This window comes from uncultured Haliea sp. (assembly GCF_963973825.1).
Lineage (GTDB): Bacteria > Pseudomonadota > Gammaproteobacteria > Pseudomonadales > Halieaceae > Haliea.
Genome location: NZ_CAXBAE010000018.1, coordinates 1 through 25,039, shown reverse-complemented (window position 1 = coordinate 25,039; position 25,039 = coordinate 1). Strand labels below are relative to the sequence as shown.

Annotated in this window: 23 protein-coding genes and 1 pseudogene; 2 read left to right on the top strand and 22 right to left on the bottom strand. The window is 63.0% G+C overall.

The genetic code is table 11. The features are described 5' to 3' along the window. Nucleotides 1-220 precede the first annotated feature (220 nt). Entirely contained in the window at nt 221-1,783 is a 1,563-nt protein-coding gene (locus tag AACZ17_RS16225) for a HAMP domain-containing sensor histidine kinase (protein WP_290740203.1), read from the top strand. Between the two features lie 4 nt (nt 1,784-1,787). Beyond that, entirely contained in the window at nt 1,788-3,164 is a 1,377-nt protein-coding gene (locus AACZ17_RS16220; RefSeq protein WP_290740206.1) for a sigma-54 dependent transcriptional regulator, read from the top strand. A 6-nt stretch (nt 3,165-3,170) separates the two neighbouring features. Here the strand turns inward: AACZ17_RS16220 and AACZ17_RS16215 are convergent, their stop codons facing one another. The 22 genes and pseudogenes from AACZ17_RS16215 to AACZ17_RS16110 all read right to left on the bottom strand — a co-directional run. Next, nucleotides 3,171-3,614 carry a type IV pilin protein gene (locus AACZ17_RS16215; protein WP_290740209.1) on the bottom strand — a complete coding sequence of 148 codons (444 nt, stop codon included), beginning with the start codon at nt 3,612-3,614 and terminating at the stop codon, nt 3,171-3,173. 13 nt (nt 3,615-3,627) lie between these two features. Beyond that, nucleotides 3,628-6,297: a PilC/PilY family type IV pilus protein gene (locus AACZ17_RS16210; protein ID WP_290740211.1), complete on the bottom strand. Its 2,670-nt coding sequence runs from the start codon at nt 6,295-6,297 to the stop codon at nt 3,628-3,630. A 24-nt stretch (nt 6,298-6,321) separates the two neighbouring features. Further along, nucleotides 6,322-6,858, bottom strand: a complete 537-nt coding sequence (locus AACZ17_RS16205) for a hypothetical protein (protein WP_290740214.1) — start codon at nt 6,856-6,858, stop codon at nt 6,322-6,324. Further along, nucleotides 6,858-7,802 carry a PilW family protein gene (locus AACZ17_RS16200; protein WP_290740217.1) on the bottom strand — a complete coding sequence of 315 codons (945 nt, stop codon included), beginning with the start codon at nt 7,800-7,802 and terminating at the stop codon, nt 6,858-6,860. Before AACZ17_RS16200 ends, AACZ17_RS16205 begins: the two co-directional genes overlap by 1 nt. A gap of 58 nt (nt 7,803-7,860) precedes the next feature. After that, the gene (locus AACZ17_RS16195; RefSeq protein ID WP_290740220.1) at nt 7,861-8,454 is read right to left on the bottom strand and encodes a prepilin-type N-terminal cleavage/methylation domain-containing protein; all 594 of its coding nucleotides are present in this window, start codon (nt 8,452-8,454) and stop codon (nt 7,861-7,863) included. Further along, nucleotides 8,451-9,017, bottom strand: a complete 567-nt coding sequence (locus AACZ17_RS16190) for a GspH/FimT family protein (RefSeq protein WP_290740223.1) — start codon at nt 9,015-9,017, stop codon at nt 8,451-8,453. Before AACZ17_RS16190 ends, AACZ17_RS16195 begins: the two co-directional genes overlap by 4 nt. A 74-nt stretch (nt 9,018-9,091) precedes the next feature. After that, a complete protein-coding gene (gene ispH / locus AACZ17_RS16185; RefSeq protein ID WP_290740226.1) occupies nt 9,092-10,042 on the bottom strand; it encodes a 4-hydroxy-3-methylbut-2-enyl diphosphate reductase in 951 nt (316 codons plus the stop codon). After that, on the bottom strand, nt 10,042-10,497 hold the full coding sequence (locus AACZ17_RS16180) for a peptidylprolyl isomerase (RefSeq protein ID WP_290740228.1): 456 nt from the start codon (nt 10,495-10,497) through the stop codon (nt 10,042-10,044). The genes ispH and AACZ17_RS16180 overlap by 1 nt, the downstream gene beginning before the upstream one ends. Then, nucleotides 10,494-11,003 carry a signal peptidase II gene (gene lspA / locus AACZ17_RS16175; RefSeq protein WP_290740231.1) on the bottom strand — a complete coding sequence of 170 codons (510 nt, stop codon included), beginning with the start codon at nt 11,001-11,003 and terminating at the stop codon, nt 10,494-10,496. Before lspA ends, AACZ17_RS16180 begins: the two co-directional genes overlap by 4 nt. Beyond that, a complete protein-coding gene (gene ileS, locus AACZ17_RS16170; RefSeq protein WP_290740234.1) occupies nt 10,996-13,800 on the bottom strand; it encodes an isoleucine--tRNA ligase in 2,805 nt (934 codons plus the stop codon). Before ileS ends, lspA begins: the two co-directional genes overlap by 8 nt. A 27-nt stretch (nt 13,801-13,827) precedes the next feature. Beyond that, a complete protein-coding gene (gene ribF, locus AACZ17_RS16165) occupies nt 13,828-14,790 on the bottom strand; it encodes a bifunctional riboflavin kinase/FAD synthetase (RefSeq protein ID WP_290740239.1) in 963 nt (320 codons plus the stop codon). Nucleotides 14,791-14,878: 88 nt separating this feature from the next. Next, a complete protein-coding gene (gene murJ / locus AACZ17_RS16160) occupies nt 14,879-16,480 on the bottom strand; it encodes a murein biosynthesis integral membrane protein MurJ (RefSeq protein WP_290740242.1) in 1,602 nt (533 codons plus the stop codon). 13 nt (nt 16,481-16,493) lie between these two features. Then, complete coding sequence (locus tag AACZ17_RS16155) at nt 16,494-17,114, bottom strand: NUDIX domain-containing protein (RefSeq protein WP_339638857.1); 621 nt, start codon at nt 17,112-17,114, stop codon at nt 16,494-16,496. Continuing rightward, complete coding sequence (locus AACZ17_RS16150) at nt 17,104-18,126, bottom strand: aspartate carbamoyltransferase (RefSeq protein WP_290740247.1); 1,023 nt, start codon at nt 18,124-18,126, stop codon at nt 17,104-17,106. Before AACZ17_RS16150 ends, AACZ17_RS16155 begins: the two co-directional genes overlap by 11 nt. Before the next feature lie 90 nt (nt 18,127-18,216). Then, nucleotides 18,217-19,659 carry an exodeoxyribonuclease I gene (gene sbcB / locus AACZ17_RS16145; RefSeq protein WP_290740250.1) on the bottom strand — a complete coding sequence of 481 codons (1,443 nt, stop codon included), beginning with the start codon at nt 19,657-19,659 and terminating at the stop codon, nt 18,217-18,219. Nucleotides 19,660-19,678: 19 nt separating this feature from the next. Next, the gene (locus AACZ17_RS16140; protein ID WP_290740252.1) at nt 19,679-21,202 is read right to left on the bottom strand and encodes a fumarate hydratase; all 1,524 of its coding nucleotides are present in this window, start codon (nt 21,200-21,202) and stop codon (nt 19,679-19,681) included. 22 nt (nt 21,203-21,224) lie between these two features. Beyond that, nucleotides 21,225-22,016, bottom strand: coding sequence for a hypothetical protein (locus tag AACZ17_RS16135; protein WP_290740254.1), 792 nt, complete (start codon nt 22,014-22,016; stop codon nt 21,225-21,227). Nucleotides 22,017-22,149: 133 nt separating this feature from the next. Beyond that, nucleotides 22,150-22,779 carry a urate hydroxylase PuuD gene (locus AACZ17_RS16130; protein ID WP_233248852.1) on the bottom strand — a complete coding sequence of 210 codons (630 nt, stop codon included), beginning with the start codon at nt 22,777-22,779 and terminating at the stop codon, nt 22,150-22,152. 169 nt (nt 22,780-22,948) lie between these two features. Then, nucleotides 22,949-23,062 (bottom strand): annotated as a pseudogene (locus AACZ17_RS16125) (transposase); the annotation flags it as partial. Nucleotides 23,063-23,230: 168 nt separating this feature from the next. Then, nucleotides 23,231-23,692, bottom strand: coding sequence for a hypothetical protein (locus AACZ17_RS16120; RefSeq protein ID WP_290740263.1), 462 nt, complete (start codon nt 23,690-23,692; stop codon nt 23,231-23,233). A gap of 75 nt (nt 23,693-23,767) precedes the next feature. Then, complete coding sequence (locus AACZ17_RS16115) at nt 23,768-24,229, bottom strand: hypothetical protein (protein WP_290740266.1); 462 nt, start codon at nt 24,227-24,229, stop codon at nt 23,768-23,770. Continuing rightward, on the bottom strand, nt 24,216-25,039 hold an 824-nt coding region (locus tag AACZ17_RS16110), incomplete at its 5' end, for a hypothetical protein (protein WP_339638855.1). The genes AACZ17_RS16115 and AACZ17_RS16110, both read right to left, overlap by 14 nt.

The window sequence follows — 25,039 nt, the reverse complement described above, 5'->3', positions numbered from 1 at the left end:
TGCTGTGAGGGAGGCTGTATTTTCCGGGAAAGCGGCCCCGGCTGCCAGACCCGGGTGCGAATTACTCGCCTACAGCGGATGCACTGCAGCCTGGCGTTTCACACCCTGCACAGCCTGTTACACTAATCGCTCCACTGGACTCAGGCTCGATTGCCGCGTGACTCGACCCGCGATTTTGACCCGGCCTCCCCCACGGGCCGTTTCGCAACAGAATGTTCTGTTGTTTCGTATCTACGTCGCCTACCGCTCGATGTTGTCCGTGGTGCTGCTGATCATGTTGATCAGCCCCAACACGCGACAACTGGTCGGCGCGTTGAACCCCTCACTGTATGTTGGCGTGGCGTCCGCCTATCTCGCCTCCAGCGCGCTGCTGCTCGCGGCGTTGGCGTGGCAGTGGCGTTTCAACCAGCGCGCTCTGTTTGGCGTATTCCTGGTGGACATCATCGCCGTCGTACTGATGGCAGATGCCAGTGGCGGCATGATCAGCGGCTTGCCCGTATTGCTGGTCGTCACCGTGGCGGCCTCGTCGGTGATGATCCCCAACCGTACGCTTGCCACGCTTCTGGCGGCCCTCAGCTCACTGGCCATCCTGTCTGACACCGTCTGGCTGATTCTGCGCAACAGCCTGGAGCTCAATGCGCTGTTTCCCGCCGGGCTGCTAGGACTGCTGATCTTCGGCGTCTCACTGATGGTTCAGTTCGTCGCCACACGCCTCGGGCGCGCCGAGGAACTGGCGCGGAGCCGCGCCAGCGACCTGTACAACCTGCAGCGCCTCAACGAGCAGATCGTGCAGCATATGCAAACCGGAATTCTGCTGGTCGCCGACAGCGGCGCCGTGCGCGTCATGAACAAGGCGGCCAGTGTGATGCTGTCGCCGGAACGCCCGATCACCATGGAACAAGGGCGAAAGCTGAGCGACTACAGTGAAGACCTGGCGCAGCAGTTCCAGCACTGGAGAGAAACCCAGCAGCACCGCGCACAGCCTTTCAGGGTCGCCGAGGATGCACCGGCGGTCATTGCCCACTTCCGCGAGCTCCAGTCCGGTGGCGAACGGGAGACCCTGGTGTTTATTGAGGACTACACTCCCATTACCCGCTACGCACAATCGCTGAAACTGAATTCCCTGGGGCGCCTGACCGCAAGCATTGCCCACGAGATCCGCAATCCGCTGGGCGCCATCAGCCATGCCGCACAGCTGTTACGCGAGTCTTCCGGACTGTCCGAGCCGGATCGTCGCCTCACCGACATCATCCAGCAGCACAGCCGACGGGTGAACCAGACCGTGGAGAGCGTGCTGCAGATATCGAGGCGCGAGCCGCCGAGGCCGGAGTACATCCTGCTCGCCGAATGGCTGCCGAACTTTGTGGGCAACTACCTTGATGCGGGCAAGGACATGGCGGAAATCACCATCGATTGCAGCTACCCTGACCTGCTGGTCGAGTTCGACCAGGAAAACCTGCAACGCGTGCTCACCAATCTGCTGGACAATGCCCTGCGCCACAGCCGCATGGCCACGGGCAGGGAAACCGCCCGCATCGAGGTCAGCCTGGACTTCACCAAACACCAGTGCCTGATTGACGTGATCGACGCGGGAGCCGGCGTACCCGCCCAGGAGCAGCCGCTGCTGTTCGAGCCGTTCTACACGACGGTCAGCGAAGGCAGTGGCATGGGGCTGTTCCTGTGCAAAGAGTTATGTGAAATGAACAACGCCGACCTGTACTATCGCAGCACCACGCGCGGAGAAAGCTGTTTCCGGGTGGCGCTGAACCAGAGGGACCTGTAGCAAGATGAGCGCTCAAACCGTCCTTATCGTTGATGACGAACCCGATATTCGTGAATTGCTGGCGATTACGCTCAGCCGTATGGGGCTGGAGTCCTTCAGCGCCGCGACGCTGGATGAAGCCCGCAAACAGCTGACCCAGGTTAAACCCGACCTCTGCCTTACCGACATGCGGCTGCCCGACGGAAACGGCATACACCTGGTCGAGTACATCCAGCAGGAGTTTCCCGACATGCCGGTGGCCATGATCACCGCGCACGGCAGCGTAGAAACCGCCATCGCCGCCCTCAAGGCCGGTGCCTTCGACTTCATCAGCAAGCCCATCGAACTCGAGCGTTTGCGCAGTCTGGTCAGCTCGGCGCTGCGGCTCAACGAGGGCACACCCTCCGTTGAGCCTGAAGCCGATGGAGACGACCTGCGCCTGCTAGGCAGCGCGCCGCAAATCGTGGCACTGCGCGCAAAGATCGCCAAGCTCGCGCGCAGCCAGGCACCCGTGCACATACAGGGGGAGTCCGGCGTCGGCAAGGAGGTGGTGGCCAGGCTGATTCATGCCAACGGACCGCGCGCGGCAAAACCCTTCATTGCCGTCAACTGCGGTGCGATTCCCCAGGAACTCATGGAAAGCGAGTTTTTCGGTCACCTGAAAGGCAGCTTCACAGGCGCCAATCGCGACAAGCTGGGCCTGTTTCAGGCAGCTGAAGGAGGTACCCTGTTCCTCGATGAGGTGGCGGACCTGCCGCTGGCGATGCAGGTGAAACTGCTGCGGGCAATACAGGAGAAAGCCGTGCGTCCGGTGGGGGGCAGCAGTGAACAGGCAACGGATGTGCGGCTGCTCAGTGCGACCCACAAGGACCTCGCGGCGGAGGTGGCGGCGGGACACTTCCGCAACGACCTTTACTACCGTATCAACGTGATCGACCTGCGCGTGCCCAGCCTGCGTGAGCGCAGCGGAGACATTCCGGAGCTGGCCAATGCACTGCTGCGACGCGTTTGCAGGGATCTCGGCGTTGATGCGCCGGCCATAGCGCCAGACGCCATGGCGGCCCTGCAACGCTGTACATTCCCGGGCAACGTGCGTGAACTGGAGAACGTACTGGAACGCGCAGTCGCGCTGGCGGACGGCGACACCATCAGCGAAGCAGACCTGCAATTCACGGACCGCCTCGACACAGCGCACAAGCTGCTGGGCGAGCCGAGCGAGACTCCGCCTGACATCACTGCGGCCTTTGGCAATCTCGAAGGCTATCTGGAGGACATCGAGCGCCGCATACTGCAGGCGGCACTCGAACAGTGTCGCTGGAACAAAACCGCCACCGCGCGCCTGCTGGGTATCAGTTTCCGCAGCCTTCGCTACCGCCTGCAAAAGCTGCACATCGAAGACTGAAGCCGGCTACCAGCAGGCATTGCTGTCGGCGTGGCCACTGTTCGCGTAGACACCGGCTGCGTCCAGGCTGTAGCTGCCGCAGCGCAGGTCCCCTGCCTGCTGCCCCACGGGCCGGGCCCACACCCGAAACTGATAGGGGTCAAGCATCGGCTCAAGGGATATCTCGTAGAGCGCGTCCCGTTCAACCTCCTGCCCGCCAGGCCCCAGACCGACACGCTGCGCTGTGCTGAACCCCAGCTCGACAAGGCTCGTCGCATAGCGCCGGTGATAGAGCAGGAATTCCTCCTGTCGACCCGCAATCACCAGCAGCGCACTGGTCGCCACCTTGCGCCGCCCCCTGAAGACCTGCTCGCTGTACTGTGGGACGGCAATCACCAGCAACACCGACAACAGCACCAGAACCAGCAGCATTTCCAGCAGCGTTACGCCTGCGCGATGTGGTTTGAACACCCCTGCCTGCTCACTACAACGGATCGACACCCGGCTCACGCCAGTAGGTTCGGAGCAACTGTGGCGCGCCCGAGCGCTGCAATTCCGCGTCCGGAAGTAGTCCTGCGCCTGAAGCCGCCGCCTCCGGAACGCCACCAGGCAGTACCAGCCACTCACCGGCTCGCAGCAACCCGGACGGCACTCCCACGCCCAGATCCCACCCTGCTGCCCCACCATCAGGAGCGGCGCCATCCACCAGGTTCACCGCGTAGAGGCGGGCCCGCCCGGGGGGCGCTTCACAGGGCGCCTGCCGCGGCTCGAAACTGCCAAACAGCACCCGCCCGCCGTCAATCATGGGGGTTTCCCAGCCTTTCTCCCCGGCTGCAGGCATCGCCAGCTTCCAGCCCGGCCCCTGCACCGCAGCGCAGGGCCCGCGCTGCTCCGGGTTGCAGCTACCGGCGGGAGGCAGCTGATCAAACGTCAGCGCAAGCCGTTCCCGCACCCGGGCATCACCACTGCGGACAAGGTCATCCCGCAGGTAAAAGGCATAATTCGCGGCACGCTGCACCAGAGGCTGGGCGCGATCGCCGCTGGTGATCAACACGCCGTCCACCGGGTGCCCGCGGGCATCCACCGTCCGCACCAGTGCGGGCGCAGCGAAAAAGCGCCTGTCGTCCGGGCCGACAGTCTCTGCGCCCAGCTCCGCAAGCACTGAAGCGGACCAGTGCCGTGCGCGGTGCTGTGGATCGTGCAAGCCGCCCGGCGGCAGGTCAACGCGCCAGATACGTCCTCCGGTATCCCCCACATACAGGCGGTGGATAATGCCCGCAGCGTTCCTCAGCACCGCAATCTCCGACGCAATACTGTCGCGCATATCCGGATGCGGGAACCGGCTGTTGTCCGCCGCCGCAGAGTCGCCCCGGACCGCTTTCCAGACCAGCGTACCGCTTCTGGCATCCACCACATAGATCGCGTTACCGACTGCATCATCACCTGCTGTGGCATCCTTGCCCAGGCGTTCGCCCGTTACTGCGTCGACACCGCCGTTGTAGCCGCCACCAAACAGAAATACGTCCCGCACTTGGCCATCGAACTGCACACGGCCGACCACCGGGGTGGAAAACGTGAGGCCAAGCTCATCAAAATCGCCGCCCTCCGTGCGTTCAATGCGCCACTGAAGGCTGGGCGGCCGCAGTGGGTCAGAGACGTTCAGGGCGTAGTAGCGGCTGCCGCCACGACGCTGCCCAAAAACCACAATGGCCTCGTCACCCTCGTCGACGCGGAGCGTGCCATCGCCGTTTCGATCAACGCGCAGGGCCACTGGACTGCCATCTATGCCGTAGGCGACAGGCACCGGTGACTCGGCAGACCGCCGTCTGTGCAGGGCAGCGAGGGCGCTCTGCGGCAGGAACCCGAACACTTCCCTGCCGCTTTCCCGGCCCGCGGCATCGGTGTTCTCCACAGCGTGCAACACGCCGTCAGCGCTGCCGAAGAAGAGGCGTACTCTCGGATTCGACGCGCCGTAGCCGTCGCCGGTCGCACCGTAATCCAGCGCCAGCGGCCTTGAGTGGTACACAGGACCCAGCAACCAGGGGCGGCCACGCTGCGGCGCCTCATCAACGTCTTCGCCCAGCAGCCAGCGCAGCAGCTGCAGGCCCTCCGCCTCTTCGACAAGCGGTAGACTCTGACGCAGCGCGCGAACACTCGCGAGATCAGCGCGCAGGGGCAGCAGTGGCCGAGGTCCGATTGCATGATCCGCCGGCTCTGGAGCCTCAGTCAGCAGCAACCTGCCGTCGTCTACCGGCGGGTCGGACACCATCGGATGGCTCACGAGATGCTGCCCGACACCACCGCGACGCACCGCACCGCCATCGGCGCCTGCGCGAACGGGAGGTTCGAGCCCCGGCAGGACTCGTGCGGGATCGGTCCAGAATGTCAGTGCAGAATCCCGCAGCCGCACAGGGCCCCCAGCCGACTCCCGCAGGGCAGGCTGCCCCCTGGCATCTTCCACGGCAGCGAGGCCGGCGCCAGCGGCCGGGATGCGAAGCTTCTTCACATTACCGGCCCAGGACGCACCCGGCCCAAGCTCGAACCCGGCGATCAACAGCGCACTCTCTGTGGATGCTCCGGACCGGAACGCGCTGGACACCAGACTGCCGGAACGACGTGCAAATCCCCACAGAGCCTCCTCCAGACGGCGCTCCAGCTGTATCGGATCCCGCGTTGGCAGCACGATCGCCCCGGGCGCCGGTGTATCGGTCAGCGACAGTGAATGCTGGCGGAAACAGCCCCCCGCGCGTGCCGAGGGCGCGGTCGCCGCGGTGCCGCGCGCTAGGTAGACCGCATCGACCGCTGGAGCACCTGAAAACGCGGACAGCGGACGTTGCCGCGTCTCCACCGTGACCTGCGGCGGCAAGCGCTGCAGGAGCGACCGGATGATCACCGTGACCGCATCGCCGGATGTCACGGGCGCACCCTCTGCATGCGCACCCTGCAGCAGGCGATACGCCGAGCTGGTGAAGCGCTGACGGCAGTCCTGTCCCAAGGTACACAGTACCGGCGTCGTCGACTGGCGCAGAGCCAACTCCAGTCGCAGGTGAGTGCGGTCCCCCGAAGCCCACCAGGCATCCAGATCCTGCGCCTGCAGCGGAGCAGCCGCCAAAAGCGAACACACCAGAAACAGCGATACTCGAGTTCTCAACATGATCGACACTCCCTGTCAATACTCCTAATCTGCAAGCCGCAACAGCACACCTTGCACCACATCTGCCCTCAGCGTTGCATCCTGTGGGTCACTCACACTGACCCGCAGCTCAAACGGCACGAAGGTGTCATACCCCGCGTCCGAGACCCGCGTCTCACCCAGGCGTGGCGCCACAGCGCCGGGCACATGCGGCTTGATCCGCCGTATTTCATAGTGGATCTGAAAGCGTTGTGCAGCCGGCTGGGCAGCGTCGAGCAGCTCGCGCACACGCTGATCGAGATCGGCATTGCAGGCATCCGGGGCTGCACAGTACACACGCCCTGACTGTTGCATGGCGGCGAACGGCAGGGCGGTATTGCTGAGCACGGCGGCAACCCCCCGGGCAAGCTGCAGTGCCTCTTCACGCTGCAGCAGGTTACCGGTCATGCGCAGCTCCAGTACGCTGCTGCGCAACATGGCGATAGAAACAGCGCTGACCAAGCCGAGAAACACCAGCGCCAAGAGGAGTATGTAGCCGCCCCCACCCGCCAGGCATGACACACCGGGGCCTGCGCGACGCATCAGGTTTCCCCCCAGGCGACCGCCGGCCGCAGGTTGCGCAAGCCTACCGTTGTGCTGAAGACACGCCGTATATAGCCATCATCGTCGGCGACGAACTCGCGCTGCCCCAATCGGTAGCGCCGCGCACCGGCGTAGCCGGGGACCGGCACGAGACTGCGCACCAGCAACGCCACGCGTGCGGTAACCGCGCGCCGCAGCTGTGCCGCGTCCGGCTGCAGAACGTAATGCTCCGGCACACCATTCCCGTCGCCATCGACACCCAGTTCAATGTGAATGCGCTCAATGCCCTCGACCAGGCACTGACTGAACATGCCCGCTGGAGCAAGTGCTGCGGCACACAGCGTGGGAATGTGGTCAGCCGGCGTCACCGAGTAGCGGCGAACGTAAAACACACGAGCGAGTAGACGCCAGTAATCCACACCGCTGCCGGGCACCGCCTCGGCTGCGGCTACCCTGCCCGCCTGCCACCATTGCACGGCAGCCGTCTGGCCGCGAATCTGCAGGTACCAGTGCCCACGATCAACGCCGGATGCCGCAGCCGCCCACTCCCCGTTCGCCAACGTAGCCTCTGCCGCGGTACGCCGAATGGCGAGCAGGTCGCTTCCGCGCTGCAGCATCGCGGCAGGAAGACAATCCAGCACCACGCCGGTCACGGTCTGCGGCGCTCCCCCCGCGTAACCTACCTGTAGATCCAGCGCATCGACGTCGCCCAGGGGCCAGCGTGCACTGACCCCGCAACCGTCCACGGCCACCGGCGGTGCAGCTGCGGTGTGCAGCGGCAGGCCCCCGTGAAACCCTGCGAGAGCGAGTTCCCTGCGCAACAGCGCCATGGCGAAACGCCCGTTTTCCCTGACGCGAGCGAGCTCGTCAGCCAGTAGAAACTGACGCCTGGCTTCCGCAAAGGTCCACACCAGCAGCGCCGCAAACAGCAGCCCTAGGGCCATTGATATCAGCAGCGCAGGCAACGAAATGCCTGACGAACGCGGCACAGGATATCGCTGTCTACGCGCCATCACCGCGGCTACCCCCGGGGATCCAGGTCTGCAACGCGACCACGCGGCGTTGCCGGTCATTCACGCCGTAGCGGCCCCGACCCGCACCGCAGGGAGAGGCAGCCTGAGCCACCGTAACGCCGGCTCCGCGCCAGGCAATCGCCACTGTGAGACGGTTCGCCTGCACTGCGATACAGACATGCGGTTCGGGCAGGCCCGCCACCGGCTCCCCCGCCACTGACCGCTCCCCACCATCCTGAAGCAGAGCCAGCCAGTCCGCCAGATCGTACTGCGCAAGGGTCTCGGCGGTGCACGGCCCCTCTTCGAGGGGACCGTGACAGGCCGCGGCGGCACGCGGTGGCAACTGTGGCAGCCCCGTGGGCGCCAGACCCTCCTGTGTGTAGACGGCAAGTGGCTCCGGGTTACTCTCCATGCGAGCGAGCAGGTCGCTCGCGAGCGCCGTGGCGCGAGCGACCTGAGCGCTCTCCAGACTGTTGCGCCAGGCGACGGCCTGCCCCGCAAGCAGGCCGGACACACCGACACTGAACAGCAGAGAAGCGATCAGCAGTTCGATCAGCCCGAACCCCGCCTGCGCCCTGCTCACGCGACCTCCGCCTGCGGACAGTCGCCCCAGCCCCGCACCAGCCTGGCACGACCGACCACATTCATGACCACGCTCCAGGAGATCAGGCGGGGATGACGGCCGGAGCAGACCATCAGGGTGCGATTGCGGCCGGCGGTACCGTCGGGCCGGAAGCTGATCGGATCCGCCACCTGTCGCGCCCCCGCGCGATCCAGCACACTCAGGCCTGCCGCCATCGGCGCCCAGGCACGCAGCAGTGCTGCGGCGGGAAGCAGCCCCGCAGCCGGGCCGCCGCGCAACAGGACCCAGCCGTCGCGGTAGTCGCCGGCGCATTGCAGTACACCGCTGCGCGCGTACGCGGACGGACACAGGGTCACCACTTCGTTGCGGTTCACGGCTTCACTGCGTGCGAGATGCAGTGCCGTGAACAGACGCCCGGCCTCGGCACGGATTTCAAGACGCTGCTGCACACGCTCAAAGCCCGGCACGGCCACCAGCAACAGCACGCCCAGCAGCACAACTACCAGCAGCAATTCGATCAAGGTGAGCCCGCGAAGCGGGCCGCGAAGTGACGTCCTGTCCATGCACAGCCTCCCTGCAGAGGGGAAGCTTAGCGGGGAACCCCGGACGCGCCAGCGCCCGGCTGCAAATGACTAAATCAGACGTTGCGCAGGGGTATGCGCAGCTCGCGCGGCAGGGAGAAGGTCACGTTTTCCGGACGCCCGGCCAACTCCACCGGTGGGCTCGCGCCCAGCGCCTGCAGGCCCTGTATGACTTCGCTCACCAGCACCTCCGGTGCCGAGGCGCCTGCCGTGACGCCGATGCGCTGCCGACCCTCCAGCCACGCGGGACGGATGTCCTCAGCGCTATCGATCAGGTAAGCGACCGCGCCCATGCGCTCCGCCAGTTCCCGCAGGCGATTGGAGTTGGAGCTGTTGGGTGATCCCACCACCAGAACCAGGTCGCACTCGGCGGCCAGCTGCTTCACAGCATCCTGCCGGTTCTGGGTGGCGTAGCAGATATCATCCTTGCGCGGACCCTGAATGGCCGGAAAGCGGGCGCGCAGCGCATCGATAACCCGCGCCGTATCGTCGACCGAGAGCGTTGTCTGGGTGACGTAGTGCAGGCGTTCGGGGTTGCGCACAACCAGTGAGGCCACCTGGGCCTCGTCCTCCACCAGATAGATATCGCCACCCGCGCTGCGATCAAACTGGCCCATGGTGCCCTCCACCTCGGGATGGCCGCAGTGCCCAATCAAAATGCACTCGCTGCCGTCAGCGCTGTAACGCGCGACCTCGATATGCACTTTGGTGACCAGCGGGCAGGTGGCATCGAATACCCGCAACCCGCGCGCGGCGGCTTCCTTGCGCACCGCCTGCGACACGCCGTGTGCGCTGAATATGACGATGCAGTCGTCGGGCACCTCTTCCAGCTCCTCGACGAAAACCGCTCCGCGCGCGCGCAAATCGTCCACCACGTACCTGTTGTGCACCACCTCGTGGCGCACGTAGATCGGTGCGCCAAACATGTCCAGCGCGCGATTGACGATATCAATGGCGCGATCGACGCCGGCGCAAAAACCCCGGGGATTGGCCAGACGAATATCCATCAGTGCAACTCTGCCGGTTCAACCCGGTGCACGTGCACATCGAACAGTATGGTGCGCCCTGCGAGTGGATGATTGAAGTCCACCGTCACCTCCTCTTCATCAAACGCCACAATCAGGCCCGGCAATTCGCCACCGGCTGCATCGGCAAAGGAAAACACCAGGCCGATTTCCAGCGCCACATCGTCGTCAAAATGATCCCGCGCCACCGTTTGCACATTGTTGTCGTTGGGCTGCCCGAAGGCGTCCTCGGGCAGGATGGTAAATACATGGCGCTGACCAGGCTGCATTCCCATCAGGGCCTGCTCGAAGCCTGGCAGCAGATTGCCGTCGCCCACCACAAAGCTCACCGGTTCACCGCCGAAGTTACTGTCCACCTCGGAGCCGTCCTCCAGGCTGACAGAAAAATTCAGGAACACGCGTGTGCCCTCGCCTACCGCTACATCGCTGTTTGTCACTGGGGCCCTTTACCTCCGGTCTGCGCCGCCTGCCGCGGTGCCAGGAAACTGTCGAGTATCATCAACGCGGCGCCCACGGTAATCGCCGAATCGGCAATATTGAACGCCGGAAAAAATGCTCCCGCATAGTGTAGCGAAATAAAGTCGACGACGTGGCCGAGGACCAGGCGATCCCACAGGTTGCCAATCGCGCCGCCGAGAATCAGTGCCAACGCTGCGGGCAGCAGGCGCTGGCCCGCGGGCAGGCGATACAGCCACACGACCAGCACTCCACTGATGACGATGGCAATCCCGCTGAAAAAGTAACGCTGCCAGCCGCCTGCATCGCTGAGAAAGCTGAACGCCGCACCCGGGTTGTACTGCAGGGTGAGATTGAACCAGCTGGTCACCGGCAGCGGGCGAGCGTAGCTGAGGTAGTGCTCCGCAGCGACCTTGGTGATCTGGTCGAGAACAATGACCAGCAAGGCCAACGCATACCAGCCGACAACAGGGTGCAGTTTAGGCAAAGTGGCGCTGCTCCCCTGGGCCTTCGACATTGTCGACGCAGCGGCCGCACAGCGTTGGATGCTGTGCGTGGCGGCCCACGTCCTCGCGGCGGTGCCAACAGCGCTCGCATTTGTCCGCGGGACTCACGTGCACCTGCAGGCGGAGCTCGGGCAACTCGGTCGCTGCTGCCTCAGTGGGTGCCGAATCCAGCGGAGCCAGCGTAGCGCCGGAGGTAATCAGCACGAACCGCAGCTCATCTCCGAGGCTTGCCAACAGCGCCTGCAGCGGTGCTGCAACGTACAGTGTGACATCGGTATCCAGCGAGCCGCGCACCAGCCCTGCAGCGCGCTGCACCTCGATCTCCCGATTCACCGCTGCGCGCACTGCCATGACCTGCTGCCAATAGGCAGCCCCCATGGCCTCATTGCCTTCGAGCCTCTCGAGCCCCTGATACCATTCGCTCAGAAAGACGGATTCGGCGTGCTCACCGGGCAGGTTCTCCCAGATTTCCTCTGCGGTGAAGCTGAGAATCGGGGCGATCCAGCGCACCAGCGCCTCGGCAATGTGGTACAGCGCCGTCTGTGCCGAGCGACGCGCGCGGCTGTCCGCCCGCGTGGTGTACTGGCGATCCTTGATGACATCCAGATAAAAGCCACCGAGATCGTTGCTGCAAAAGTTATGCAGCTTCTGGTAGATCACATGGAACTGGTAGCTTTCATAGGCCGCCTCGATCTCGGACTGCAGCCGCGCGCTGCGATCAATCACCCAGCGATCAAGCGACAGCAGATCGGCAAAGGGCAAGACGTGCTGCGCCGGGTCGAAGCCGTTCAGGTTAGAGAGCAGGAAGCGCGCCGTGTTGCGAATACGCCGGTAGGAATCTGCGGTGCGCTTGAAGATCTCGTCGGACACGGTCAGTTCACCGCGGTAATCCGTCGCCGCAACCCAGAGACGCAGGATGTCCGCGCCCAGATCGTTCATCACCGCGTTCGGCGCGATAACGTTGCCCAGCGACTTGGACATCTTGCGACCCTGTGCATCCACGGTGAATCCGTGGGTCAGCACCTGTCGGTAAGGCGCCTCAGCGAAGGCCGCAATGCCTGTGAGCAGCGAGGACTGGAACCAGCCCCGGTGCTGGTCCGAACCCTCGAGGTACAGATCGGCAGGTGCACGCAGGCCTTCCCGCCGGCGCAGCACACAGGCGTGCGTTACCCCGGAATCAAACCACACATCCAGCGTATCGGTGACCTTGTCGTAAACAGCCGCCTCGTCGCCAAGGAGATCGGCGGGCTCGAGGTCAAACCACGCTTCTATACCGCGCTGTTCAATGCGCTGCGCGACGGCCTCAATAAGCTCCGCGGTGCGCGGGTGTAACTCGCCCGTTTCCCGGTGCACAAACAGGGTGATGGGTGAGCCCCAGGTACGCTGGCGGGAGATACACCAGTCCGGGCGTTGTGCCAGCATGGCATCGATGCGCGCCTTGCCCCACTCGGGCACCCACTGTACCTGCTCGACCGCAGCCAGGGCGCCTTGCAGCAGTCCGTTCTGCTGCATGCTCACAAACCACTGGGGCGTGGCGCGGAATATGATCGGCGTCTTGTGCCGCCAGCAATGTGGATAGGAGTGGTCATAGCCCTCGCTGTGCAGCAAAACCCCGCGCTCTTGCAGCAGTTCCAGCATCGGCTGGTCAATCTTGAACACATGCTGGTCGCCAAACACTGCCGTATCCGGCAGATACACGCCGTTGCCCGCAACCGGGTTGTAGACCTCCAAGCCATAGGCCTGGCCGACCTGGAAGTCGTCCTGGCCGTGTGCCGGAGCCGTATGCACAGCCCCCGTGCCGGCTTCAGTGGTCACGTGCTCGCCCAGCACTACCGGCACGTCGCGCGCCTGGAAACAGTGCTGCAGCCGCTGGTGCTCCAGCGCCCGACCCTTGCAACGTCCCAGCACGTTCACACCGGGCAGGCCGTAGCGCGCAGCGACCGCCGTTGCCAGTTCCTCGGCCACCACCAGCGCGCGCCCTTCACCGGCAAGCAGCACATAGTCAAGGTCGGGGTGCAGGCAGACGGCCATGTTGGCCGGCAGCGTCCAGGGCGTCGTGGTCCAGATCGGCACGGCGATTTCACCGGCGTACTCGCTGTCACAGGCCCGGGCGATCGCCGCGGGATCCAGCGCGACAAAGGCGACGTCGACCGCGGTGGAGCGCTTGTCCTGGTATTCGACTTCGGCCTCGGCCAGCGCAGACCCGCAATCCAGGCACCAGTGCACTGGCTTGAAGCCCTTGTGCAGGTGTCCGTTGTCGATGATGCGCCCCAGGGTGCGCACGATATCCGCCTCGAACTGGAAATTCATGGTCAGGTACGGGTTTTCCCAGTCACCCAGCACCCCCATACGGATAAAGTCCTGGCGCTGCCGGTCCACCTGCCCCGCCGCATAATCACGGCATTTCTGGCGAAACTCCGCGGGTGACACCTTGACGCCGGGCTTGCCGACCTTCTTTTCCACGTTGAGTTCGATGGGCAGACCGTGGCAATCCCAACCGGGCACATAAGGCGCATCAAAGCCGGCCAGCGAGCGGGACTTGACGATGATGTCCTTCAGGACCTTGTTGACCGCGTGCCCCAGGTGCAGATCGCCATTGGCGTAGGGGGGGCCATCGTGCAGGATAAAGCGCGGGCGACCTGCGCTGGCGGCGCGAATCTTTCCGTACAGGCCGGTTTCCTGCCACTGCCGAATACGCTCCGGTTCACGCTGGGCGAGGCTCGCCTTCATTGGAAACCCGGTCTGTGGCAGGTTCAGCGTGTCCTTGTAATCACTCATGTAAACGTCAATCCCGTATCAATCAGTTCAGTCCGCGTCAGTCGACGCCGGACCGTTTGTGTGTTCGCTCAGCCAACGCCTGGCCGCCTCTGCGTCCCGGTCAATCTGGCCGCGCAGCAGGTCGACCGAGGCGAACTTCTGCTCATCGCGCAGTTTGTGCAGAAAGGTCACCTCCAGGTGCCTGCCGTAAAGCTGCGGGTTACCCTGCAGAACATGGACCTCGAGATTGGCCTGTATACTGTCATCCACCGTCGGCCGCGTGCCGACGTTTGCCACCGCCGGCGCATCGACCAGACCGCCGCCGGTGACGGTCACCGCGTACACGCCGGAGAGCGGCGAGCGCAGCCGGTGCAACTGCAGATTCGCGGTGGGAAAACCCAGCTCCCGCCCCAGTTGCCGGCCATAAATCACTTTGCCGCTCATGCGGTAAGGGCGGCTCAGCAGGCGCTCTGCCAGGGCGAAATCGCCCTCGGCCAGGGCCGCGCGAATACGCGTGCTGCTGACACGCTCCCCGTCAAATTCACAGGTTTCCGTGGCGCTGGCTTCGTAGCCATAGCGTCGGCCCTGCGACTTGATGAACGCATAGTCACCCTGGCGGTCATTGCCGAACCGGAAATCATCGCCCAGCACGATATGCTGTATGCCCAGCCCCTGCACAAAGACCTCGTCGACAAAGGCCTGCGCTGACATGCTGCGCAGGCTGGGCGTAAAGCGAATACGCAGAACACGGTCGACGCCGAGGCACGCCAGGGCGCGAAACTTGTCCCGGAAGCTCATGATTCTGGCCGGCGCTTCCAGCGGCGCAAAATACTCCCGGGGCAGCGGCTCGAACACGATCACCGTCGCCGGCAGTGCGAGTTCTTTCGCCTTGCCCTGAAGCTTGCGAATCACCGCCTGATGACCAAGATGCACCCCATCAAAGGCGCCTATCGTGGCCACGCAGGGACGGTGTTGCGGCCCCAGGTTATGCAGGCCTCTGATCAGCTCCATGAGGTCGGGCTTACTCTGTCAACGCAAACGCTGGAGTATAGCGAAAAGTACCGCACTAGCCTATGCCGGAGGGGGCGCCCGTATGTCGTCAGGACCCCGAGGGCGGCGTGCGCAGGTGCTGCAGCCGCGTGCCCAACGCCACATGGACCAGCAGGTAGGTCAGGCCCCCGAGGCCACACACCAGCACAAGGTGGGCAACGCGCTCGAACAGCGTCCGGGCCAACCAGTCCTCCACACCCGGGCTGAGCAGGACCAGCACCGCGACCATCGCGCTGGTGGCCAGCAGCAAACGCCCGGTGTAAACGGCCCAACCTGCCTGCGGCTGCAGGACGCCATCGCGCAACAACCCGCGCAGCAGCAGGCCTGCGTTGAGGTAGGCCGCAACACTGGTGGCGAGTGCAAGGCCTACATGGCCGGCCTGGAACCAGTACATCAGCGGCAACACGAACGCGAGGTTCAACACCATATTGGCGGCCATCGCAATAATGCCGTAGCGCACCGGCGTCGCGGTGTCCTGGCGCGCATAGTAGCCCGGGGCCAACACCTTGATCAGCATGAACGCTGCCAGCCCCAGGCTGTAGGCCTGCAGGCTCAACGCCGACATGGCAACATCCTCCGGCCGGAACTCGCCGTACTGGAACAGGGTCACCAGAATAGGCCGCGCCAGTACGGCCAGGGCCACGGCGGCGGGCACAGCCACCAGCAGAACCGAGCGCACCGCCCAGTCCAGGGTCAGGCCGAACTGGCGCATTCTGGCCCCGGCGCGATGCGCCGACAGGCTGGGCAGGATCACGGTGGCTATGGCGATGCCAAAAACCCCCAGCGGCAGCTCCATCAGCCGGTCCGAGTAATACAGCCAGGAAACGCTGCCCGTCGGCAAAAATGAGGCCAGTACCGTATCCAGCAGCAGGTTGATCTGGCTCACCGACACGCCAAACAGCGCGGGCACCATGAGCTTGAGAATACGCCGCACCCCGGGATGGCGGGTATCCCAGCGCGGGCGCGGTATGAGATCCAGACGGTAGAGGAAAGGCAGCTGGAACAGCAACTGTATGACGCCTGCCAGCGCCACCCCCCAGGCCAGCGCAAAGACCGGTTCCTCCAGCTGTGGCGCCGCCAGCAGCGCGGCGCCGATCAGGGACAGGTTCAGAAACACCGGGGTCAGGGCCGGCACCGCAAAGCGACCGTAGCTGTTGAGAATCGCACCGCAGAACCCGGTCATTGAGATGAGCAGCAGGTAGGGAAAGGTGATGCGGATCATCTGCGACGTGAGTTCGAATTTTACCGGGTCAGCGACGAAGCCCGGGGCAAACACGGTGGCTACCAGCGGCGCCGCGACCATCGCCAGCACCGTCACCAGCAGCAGCGTGCCACCAAGCACGCCGGCAACACGGTCCACCAGCGCCCGCACTGCCACCACGCTGCCGTCCTCGCGGTAGTCGGCGAGCACGGGCACAAAGGCCTGGGCAAAAGCGCCCTCGGCAAACAGGCGCCGAAGGAAGTTGGGGATCTTGAAGGCCACAAAGAAGGCGTCTGCGTTGGCGCTGGCGCCCACCACCGCCGCCATGACCACGTCACGCAACAGGCCGAGCACCCGCGACAGCAGCGTCATGCTGCCGACCACCGCGCTGGAGCGCAGCAGCCCCGGTGGCGCGGGCTCCGGTGTCCCGGGTGCGGCGGGGCCGGTCACTGCACGCTGGCCATCAGGAGAGCCAGCGCTGGCGCAGGGACTCCCCCTGCAACTGCAGCCATTGCAGGGCGATCAGCGTGTGGCCGTTGGGCACACGATCCGCGGCCAGCAGTGCCAGCGCCTCAAGACGGGGAATACGGTGCACCAGAATGTCCTCGCCTTCACCACGGGCGCCGTGCACGGCACCGGCGCCCGCCCGCCTGACCCGGCCGCAGAACAACCGCACATGTTCGGAACAGGCGCCCGCGCTGGGGTAATAGCTGGCGATGGGTACCAACTCGGCGAGCTCGCAGGCGGCCTCTTCCCCAGCCTCACGGTGTGCGACCTCCGCATCGGTCTCACCGGGCTCTACCACGCCGGCAATCACCTCAAGCATCCAGGGACTGCGGGCATCGCGCAGGGCGCCGGGACGAAACTGTTCAATGAGAATGACACAGTCGGTTTCCGGCTCGTAAGGCAACACGGCAACCGCATCACCGCGTTCGAAAACCTCACGCACGAGGGGCGGACTCCAGCCGCCACCGAACAGCTGGTGCTGCAGCGTCAGGCGACGCACAGCAAAATACCCCTCAAACGCTGCCTCGCTCTGCAACACGCGCACCGCGTCACCGGCAAAGGTGAGCTCAAAGGCCATCGAAGCGCCCGCCGGTGTACCAGTTGACGTCACGCGCGTGCCTGTGCACCTGCTCCGCCACGTCCAGCACCAGGGTAAACAGCGCCATGCGCACCAGCACGCCGTTGTCGGTCTGGCGAAAAATCGCCAGGTTGGGGTTGTCGTTGAGGTCGTCATCAAGTTCGCGCGCGGTCACGCGGGAATCTCGCGGCAGCGGGTGCATGATGACCGTGTTGGGCTCGCAGTGTTCGGTGTAGATGCTCTGGTTCAGGCGGAAGCGGCCGCGGTAGAGATCCGCCTCCTGCTGGGAGCTGAAGCGCTCCTCCTGAATGCGTGTGGAATACACGATGTCGACGTGACGGATGCTGGACTCCAGCGCTTCGGACTCCAGCACATCGTGGCCCGCCGCGCGCAGTTGCTCGACGATATCGCCCGGCATACGCAGCTCGACCGGCGACACCAGGACCACCTGGATGCCCTGAAACAGGCACAGCAGCTTGCAGAGTGAATGCACGGTGCGGCCGAAGCGCAGGTCGCCGACCATAGCGATACGCAGGCGGTCGACGTCGCGACCGCGGGCGGACAGCTCCTTGCGAATGGTGTAGAGGTCCAGCAGGGCCTGCGTGGGGTGCTCATTGCTGCCGTCGCCGCCATTGAGCACGGGCACGCGGCTGGCAGCGGCGAACTCGGCCACCGAGCCCTCCTGCGGGTGACGCATGGCAATCACGTCGGAATAGCCGCTGAGCACCCGCGCGGTATCGTAGAGTGACTCCCCCTTGGCAATGGCCGACTGCTCGAAGCCGGTGGTTTCACGCACCTCGCCGCCGAGGAGATTGAAGGCACTGCCGAAACTGACCCGCGTACGCGTGCTGGGCTCGAAAAACATGGCGCCCAGGATAGCGCCGTCGAGCACTTTGGTGACGCGGCGCCGGTGGGCGTAGGGTTCCATACTGTCTGCCACCGCGAACACCCGCTCCACATCGGGGCGCTCGAACTGGGCGATGGAGAGAATATGACTACCGGCAAACTGCACGCAAACACTCCCTGCTCTGGCATCTGGCGGTGACCCGCCACCGACGTCGGGCATTATACGGCCTGCGCCAGCCGCTTGCCCATGGGCGATTCAGGCCAGTAGCGCGTCCCCGTACTCCAGCAGTGCCTCGAGGAGCTCGCGCTCGCCTGCGGGGCGCTGCTGCGCCAGCAGCGTGTCGATCAGTGCCTGATACGCCTCCATATCCAGCGCACCCGGGGCATCGGGTTCAGTGATGCGCTGCAGGCGAAATTCATCCCACTGGGCGCGCTCCGCCGGCGACAGGGTCTGCGGGAAGTTGCGCGCACGGTAGCGGAACAGCATCTCCGGCAGGCGGGCATCCTCGAAGGCAAAGGACTGCTGTGCGAGGGCCTCCGGGGTGGCAGATCGTACCTGCTCCATACTGCGCCGGTCCGCCTCCGAGAAGAACCCGCCGCCGTAGAGCATGCGGTCCGGGTCCGTGACCGGCGCAAACTCGCGCCCGGCGTAGATGGCCTGCAACTTTTCAACCATACCCCTGGCATCATCCGCGTGCCAGGCACGCAGGGCTGCGAGGTGCCGCCGACAGCGCGCACCGTCGAGACCAATCCGCGCGGCGACCTCGGGCGTCACCATCGTCGGCGGCGCCAGTACCGGACAGCGGTTGATGTGCACGCTTTTCAGGCCGGGGCGCTGCTGGCCGGGCGGCAGGGCATCGCGCCGGGCGAACAGGGCCTGCTGCAGTGTGGGCACCGCCTCCTCGCGCAGAACGGCAGGGTCCTCATTGAGATCGGCGCAGATGACTTCATTGCGATTCACAGGATGCGCCGCCAGTGGCAGGATCAGTGCGGTGTTGAAGCGCTCCGCACCAAACATGCCGGAGACATGCAGCACAGGCTTCAGCGAGCCGAGCTGCAGTTGCCCCTGCACCCAGCGTTTGTCGCGGCTTTGCAGCACCCAGGCGTACAGCCGCGGCTGGCGTTCGCGCACCAGGCGCGCCATCGCCAGCGTAGCCTCGACATCGGACAGGGCATCGTGGGCCGCGGTGTGCGCGATGCCGTTTGCCGAGGTCAACTCTTCCAGACGAAAGCTGACGTGGCCGTCTTCGCGGCGCGGCCACGCGAAGCCGTCGGGGCGCAACGCCCAGGCGGTGCGCAGCAAATGGATAATATCCCAGCGGGAATTTCCGTTCTGCCACTCGCGGGCATAGGGATCGTAGAAATTGCGATACAGCGCATACCGCGTGACTTCATCGTCGAAACGCAGTGAGTTGTAGCCCACCGAACAGGTGCCGGGCTGTGCCAGCTCAGTGTGGATACGGGCAACAAACTCAGATTCGGGCAGCCCCTTCTCGAGTGCTAGCTGCGGTGTGATACCGGTGATCAAACAGGCCTGGGGGTGGGGCAGAAAATCATCGGCGGGGCGGGCATAAATGACCAGGGGGTCACCGATGACGTTGAGGTCGTCATCGGTGCGCAGACCGGCAAACTGTACCGGCCGGTCCCAGGCGGGGTCCGCGCCGAAGGTTTCGTAGTCGTGCCAGTAAAAGGTCGACATGCCTGGTTACGTGCGCGGCTCAGATCAACTCGATGGCCTGCTCCTCGATCTTTGCCTGCCAGATACGCGGGCCGAGTTCGTGCACCGAAACCCCACGAGAATCCACGGCGACGCTGACCGGCATGTCCTTGACCTCGAATTCATAGATCGCTTCCATGCCCAGCTCCGGGAAGGCCACAACACGGGCCGAAGTGATGGCCTTCGACACCAGGTACGCTGCACCGCCAACGGCCATCAGGTACACCGCCTTGTGCTTCTTGATCGCCTCGATGCCGGCAGGGCCGCGCTCTGCCTTGCCGATCATGCCCAGCAGACCGGTCTTCTCCAGAATAAAGTCGGTGAACTTGTCCATGCGGGTGGAGGTGGTGGGGCCCGCCGGGCCTACCACCTCGTCGCGCACCGGGTCGACCGGGCCCACGTAATAGATAAATCGGCCTTTCAGGTTGACCTCGGCGGGCAGACCTTCACCGCTGTCGATCAGTTCCTTCATCTTCTTGTGCGCCGCATCGCGCCCCGTCAACATTTTGCCGGAGAGCAGCAGCGTATCGCCGGGCTGCCACTGCGCCGCTTCTTCCGGGGTCACCGTGTCCAGGTTGACGCGGCGCACCTGCTCGCCCACTTCCCAGGTGATCTCCGGCCAGTCATCGAGGTTGGGCGGCGTCTGCAGGGCGGGACCACTGCCATCCAGCACAAAATGCGCATGGCGCGTTGCCGCACAGTTGGGAATCATCGCCACCGGCAGCGACGCCGCGTGGGTGGGATAATCGCGGATCTTCACATCCAGCACCGTGGTCAGGCCGCCCAGGCCCTGCGCACCGATACCGAGGCGGTTCACCGCATCCATGATTTCAAGGCGCAACTCCTCGCTGCGGTTGGCGGGGCCGCGCTGGCGCAGTTCGTGAATGTCGACCGGGTCCATCAGGGACTCCTTCGCCATCAGCGCCGCCTTCTCCGCTGTGCCACCAATCCCGATACCGAGCATGCCCGGCGGGCACCAGCCGGCCCCCATGGTGGGTACCGTTTTCACCACCCAGTCGACGATACTGTCGGAGGGGTTGAGCATCGCCAGCTTGGACTTGTTTTCGGAACCGCCGCCCTTGGCCGCAACCTGCACGTCCACGGTATCACCCGGCACGACCTCCATGTGAATCACTGCCGGAGTGTTGTCCCTGGTGTTGCGTCGCGCGCCCGCGGGATCTTCCAGTATCGAGGCACGCAACACGTTGTCCGGGTGCGTGTAGGCCCGGCGCACGCCCTCATTGACCATCTCCGCGACCGACAGCGTGGCTTCCCAGCGCACGTTCATCCCGATCTTCAGGAACACGGTCACGATACCGGTATCCTGGCAGATGGGCCTGTGACCCTGGGCACACATCCTCGAGTTGATCAGGATCTGTGCCATCGCGTCCTTGGCCGCGGGATTCTGCTCCATTTCCCAGGCACGGTGAACCGCCTGCACGAAGTCCAGGGGGTGATAGTAGGAAATGAACTGCAGCGCGTCGGCGACGCTATCGATAAAATCATCCTGGCGGATAACGGTCATGGCAGGAATCCTTGGAGTCTGTTCAGGGAGTAGAGGGCGTCGACTGCAGGCTCCTCACGGAAGACTGCAGATCGGTAATCGAGCGGTTGATCTGGCCGCGGAATGCATTGATCGAGTTTACCCAGTCCTCGTTTTCCTGCACCCGCTTGTTCAGCTTGGACAGCTCAACGTTGACCCGGTTGACGCTGTCCGCGACACGCTCCACCTCGGCCTGGTTGGCCTTGGCACTGGCCATAAGCCGCTCGAGGTCGCCCGCCACGCTTTTCAGGCGCGCGATGTCGCCGGAGGCACTTTTGATCTGCTCGGCATTGGCGGCCAGGGTTTTCTCCGCCGCGGCCACTTTCTTCACCTGGCTGGCACTGGTCTTTTCCAGTTCTTCAATCGCGGCCTTGTTGCGACGCCAGGCCGACGCCCACAGCTTGTCGACCTCCGAATACAGTTCCTTGATCTTGACGGCCATCGCCTGGGTGTTCTGGCTCAGCCCCTCATCGGTATCCGACAGCCGGTCTTCGAGGTCCGAAATTCGCTTGGCGTAGCGCTCCATCTGCGCGGCGCTGCTGTCCAGGGCCTGCTGCAACTGGTAGGCCCAGGCACAGGCCACACCCGCCACGGCCAGCGCGAGCACCAGCATCAGGCGCAACAGGATGCTGCTGCCGCCAGCCGCGGGGGTACCCGCGCCACCCGAGGGCGGCCGCGTGTTTCCCGCCCGCCCCTTCTCGGGCTTGCTGCCGCGAGGCTTGGGCGCAACAGGTTCCTGCCCGGTTTCCCGGGAGGGAACGATGGAGGGCATGTGGTCAATATCGTCCTGAGACATGGTCGGTCACTGGCAAGAAAATGAGCCGGCATTATACATGTGCAGCACCGCTATTGCAGAGCCAGCGTGACACAGGGGTTGCCGCGTAGGCAGGTGCCGGGCCTGGGATATCGGCCCGGCGACAGGAACGGTGTTACAGGAAGGCGAGCAGCGCCCAGACCACGCCGGTGAGCAGGATGCTCATGTGAATGACGCCCACCACCTTGGTCATCGGCCCCTGCTTGCCGAACAGGGCATTGGCTTCCAGCGCCAGAATAAGCGCGGCACAGGCAATCAGGCCCGTTGTGCTGGGGGTGATAAACGGTGCGTGCTTGGCGCCCAGCATGCCGAACAGCATGGGGCCGGAAAACAGCGTGTTGGTGCGCGAGGCCAGGCCGGCCTTGGCAGCCGCGACCGGGCCGTCGCCCTCTGCCAGCCCGAGGACGATTTTCTGGTTGGGCCAGATAATCAGCCAGACGTTGAGGAACATCAGCGTACCGGTCAGGGAGCCCATGAGGATCAGGGCGCTGGCGCCCATGTTACCGAAGGGACGCGCCGCCATGAGCAGGATGAAGCCGGTCAGGAAGGTAAACATGGCACCCCAGCGGAACCACCACAGTGCCCGAGGCGCCAGTTTCTTCATGGCGTCTGCCTTGGCTCCGGCCTCGGCTTCCTTGAAGTACTCAGTCTGCACGAAGTTGAAATAGTAGAGCATGCCAATCCAGGTGATACCGAATAGCACGTGCGCCCAGCGGAAAACGAAATCAACGATAAACATGTTCATAGGAGTTTCCTTCTTGTCGTTATAAAACCCACTTGATTGTACACGCTGGCATGGGCCAAATAATAGCCTTCACGCGGTTAGTCGGTCACGCGGCTGAGCGTGTAACCCCCGGTGCCATAGGTGCACGTGAACCCCACATCATCCAGATGCTCGTGGCTCGTGTAGCCGCGGCCAGCAGCCGCTTAAGCCTGGCGTTCTCGGACTCAAGCTCTCGAAGGCGTTTGGCCTCCGAGACCTCCAAGCCGCCGTGCTTCGACTTCCAGCGGTAGAGCGTGTTCTCGGCAAACCTTCACAACCATTGTGAAGGCCTCAGGCAAAAAGAAAGCGGCTAAAGCCGAAGCCTTGCCGCTTGCATTCAGACCGTTGTGAAGGGCCTTCTGATGGTATTCACAACTTTTTAATTGGGAGTACACGCTCAGATCGCGCACAAAGGTACCCCATGATATTGGGGTCACAGCGCGTTTATTCTATCGATTGAAAATATCTGCATATCTTCAAATGTGAACTGAGGGCCGCTTTTTGAGAAAAAGAGCTCGTAAATTTTTTCCTCGTAGAAAGATGCATCGTCAATCATAGTCGCTGACTCTTTTAATATTTTAGGCCCCTCCCGAAGATCCTGAACTTGCATCGTTGGCCTTAAAAATACATAACAGGAAATACGAGCGCGATAATCCTTACTCCTCTCTCGAAATGTTCCCAAGTCTCCGTGGGTGAATAGCAACGCAAACATGGTCTTCCCCGCGTGGACGTAAACGTTGTTTATATCTAGCGGAAGCTCCGTACCGGTTATCTTTGTGTATTCAGTGCGACACATTTCAATAGCGTCGCTGCTGCGGCTTGTGAGTTTAGAAGCGCTACTAGTGGCGCATCCACAGAGTGAAAGTATGACAATTAAGAAATATAGGTTCTTCATTAAAGAATCCGACTTGGCTTAGAGCAGCGTATCCCGAGATATCCACAGCATTGGAGCCTATGACGGCCTATACGATTACCTTTTACGGGTAAAAAACACTTGTATACGATCGTCTTCTAAGTGTAGAAAAATATCTTCCATATAAGCAGCGCCGTCTAAATTTTCTTCGATAACAGCACGTATTTCTCTTTCCGAAACCTCACTAGAAGGAATAATAATTGACGCGTTTGGCCCACAAGAATGCAGGTAGGCATTGATTGTAGGTTCAATCAGGCCGGCTGAGCTTTCTGTATATCCAATTACTATAATGCCGTTAGGATCGAAATCGGGAAGGATTGATTTATCCGGTAGGACTAGATCTATTTCAACGGGGACTCCATATTCTTTGAGTTGCTCTAGAAGACGATCATAAAATCCGTTGCATCTTTCATAGTAGGGTATACGTACTTTTTTGGAGCCATAAAAAGGCCCCTGCTCGCACCCCGTGAACAGCAGCGACAGAACGACTACCCAAAAAAACCTATTAGTCCCATTCATCAGTTATAATAGCCCCACCAGAAAGATCGCCCTGAGAATCCGTCGTTTTTTGGCGTTGGAGAACTTCTCCATCGCCAATCTCCTCTCCCATATACACATCACCAGTATCAACCCAGCCCTTAAACTGATTAAGCCCCCCTTCGTCAGTGTAGTAATATTCTAGATAGACCTGATCTTGCAGAAGAATATATCTCCGACGTGTAAGTGCCCACTCATTGTCGGCACGAAGCAATCGGTCATATAATAGCCCAGCAACGAAACCCATTATATTGGCGCCCAAAACACGATGTGTTGCAATGTTTCCGTTAGGCGGGTCAATTATGGGGTAGTTGTTGCCGGCTGGCTCCCAGTCTAAAACAGACCTCACTCCTACTCTACCTGCTTGACGCGCTCCGACCGCAGTTAACGTTTTTGTAGGAGTACCGTTGTGGTTCGCAATGTCGCCGAGTATCGCAAGCCCCTCTTCCCCATATCGCCACTTGAAATATGGTGAAGCTAAATCCGAAAGAGGAACGTTGGACCCAGCAAATAGACCAACAAACTCTAATACCCCCAGATTCATAAACCAGCCTAGACCGCTCAACGGAGACGGACCAAATTGCCCCAAAGGTGAGCCAATATCTAAGCTAGGATACCCTCCACATCCACCGCCATCATTCACCGCAGCTCCAAAAGCAAAACACGCAAACCAACCCGTAGGATCTGTGTACTTCAACGGATTGTTAAACGCATAAGAGTATCGATTGTAGTTCTGTGCGTTTTCGGGCGCCTGTGTCACCGGATCAGGACTCAACATCCGCCCAAGGCTCG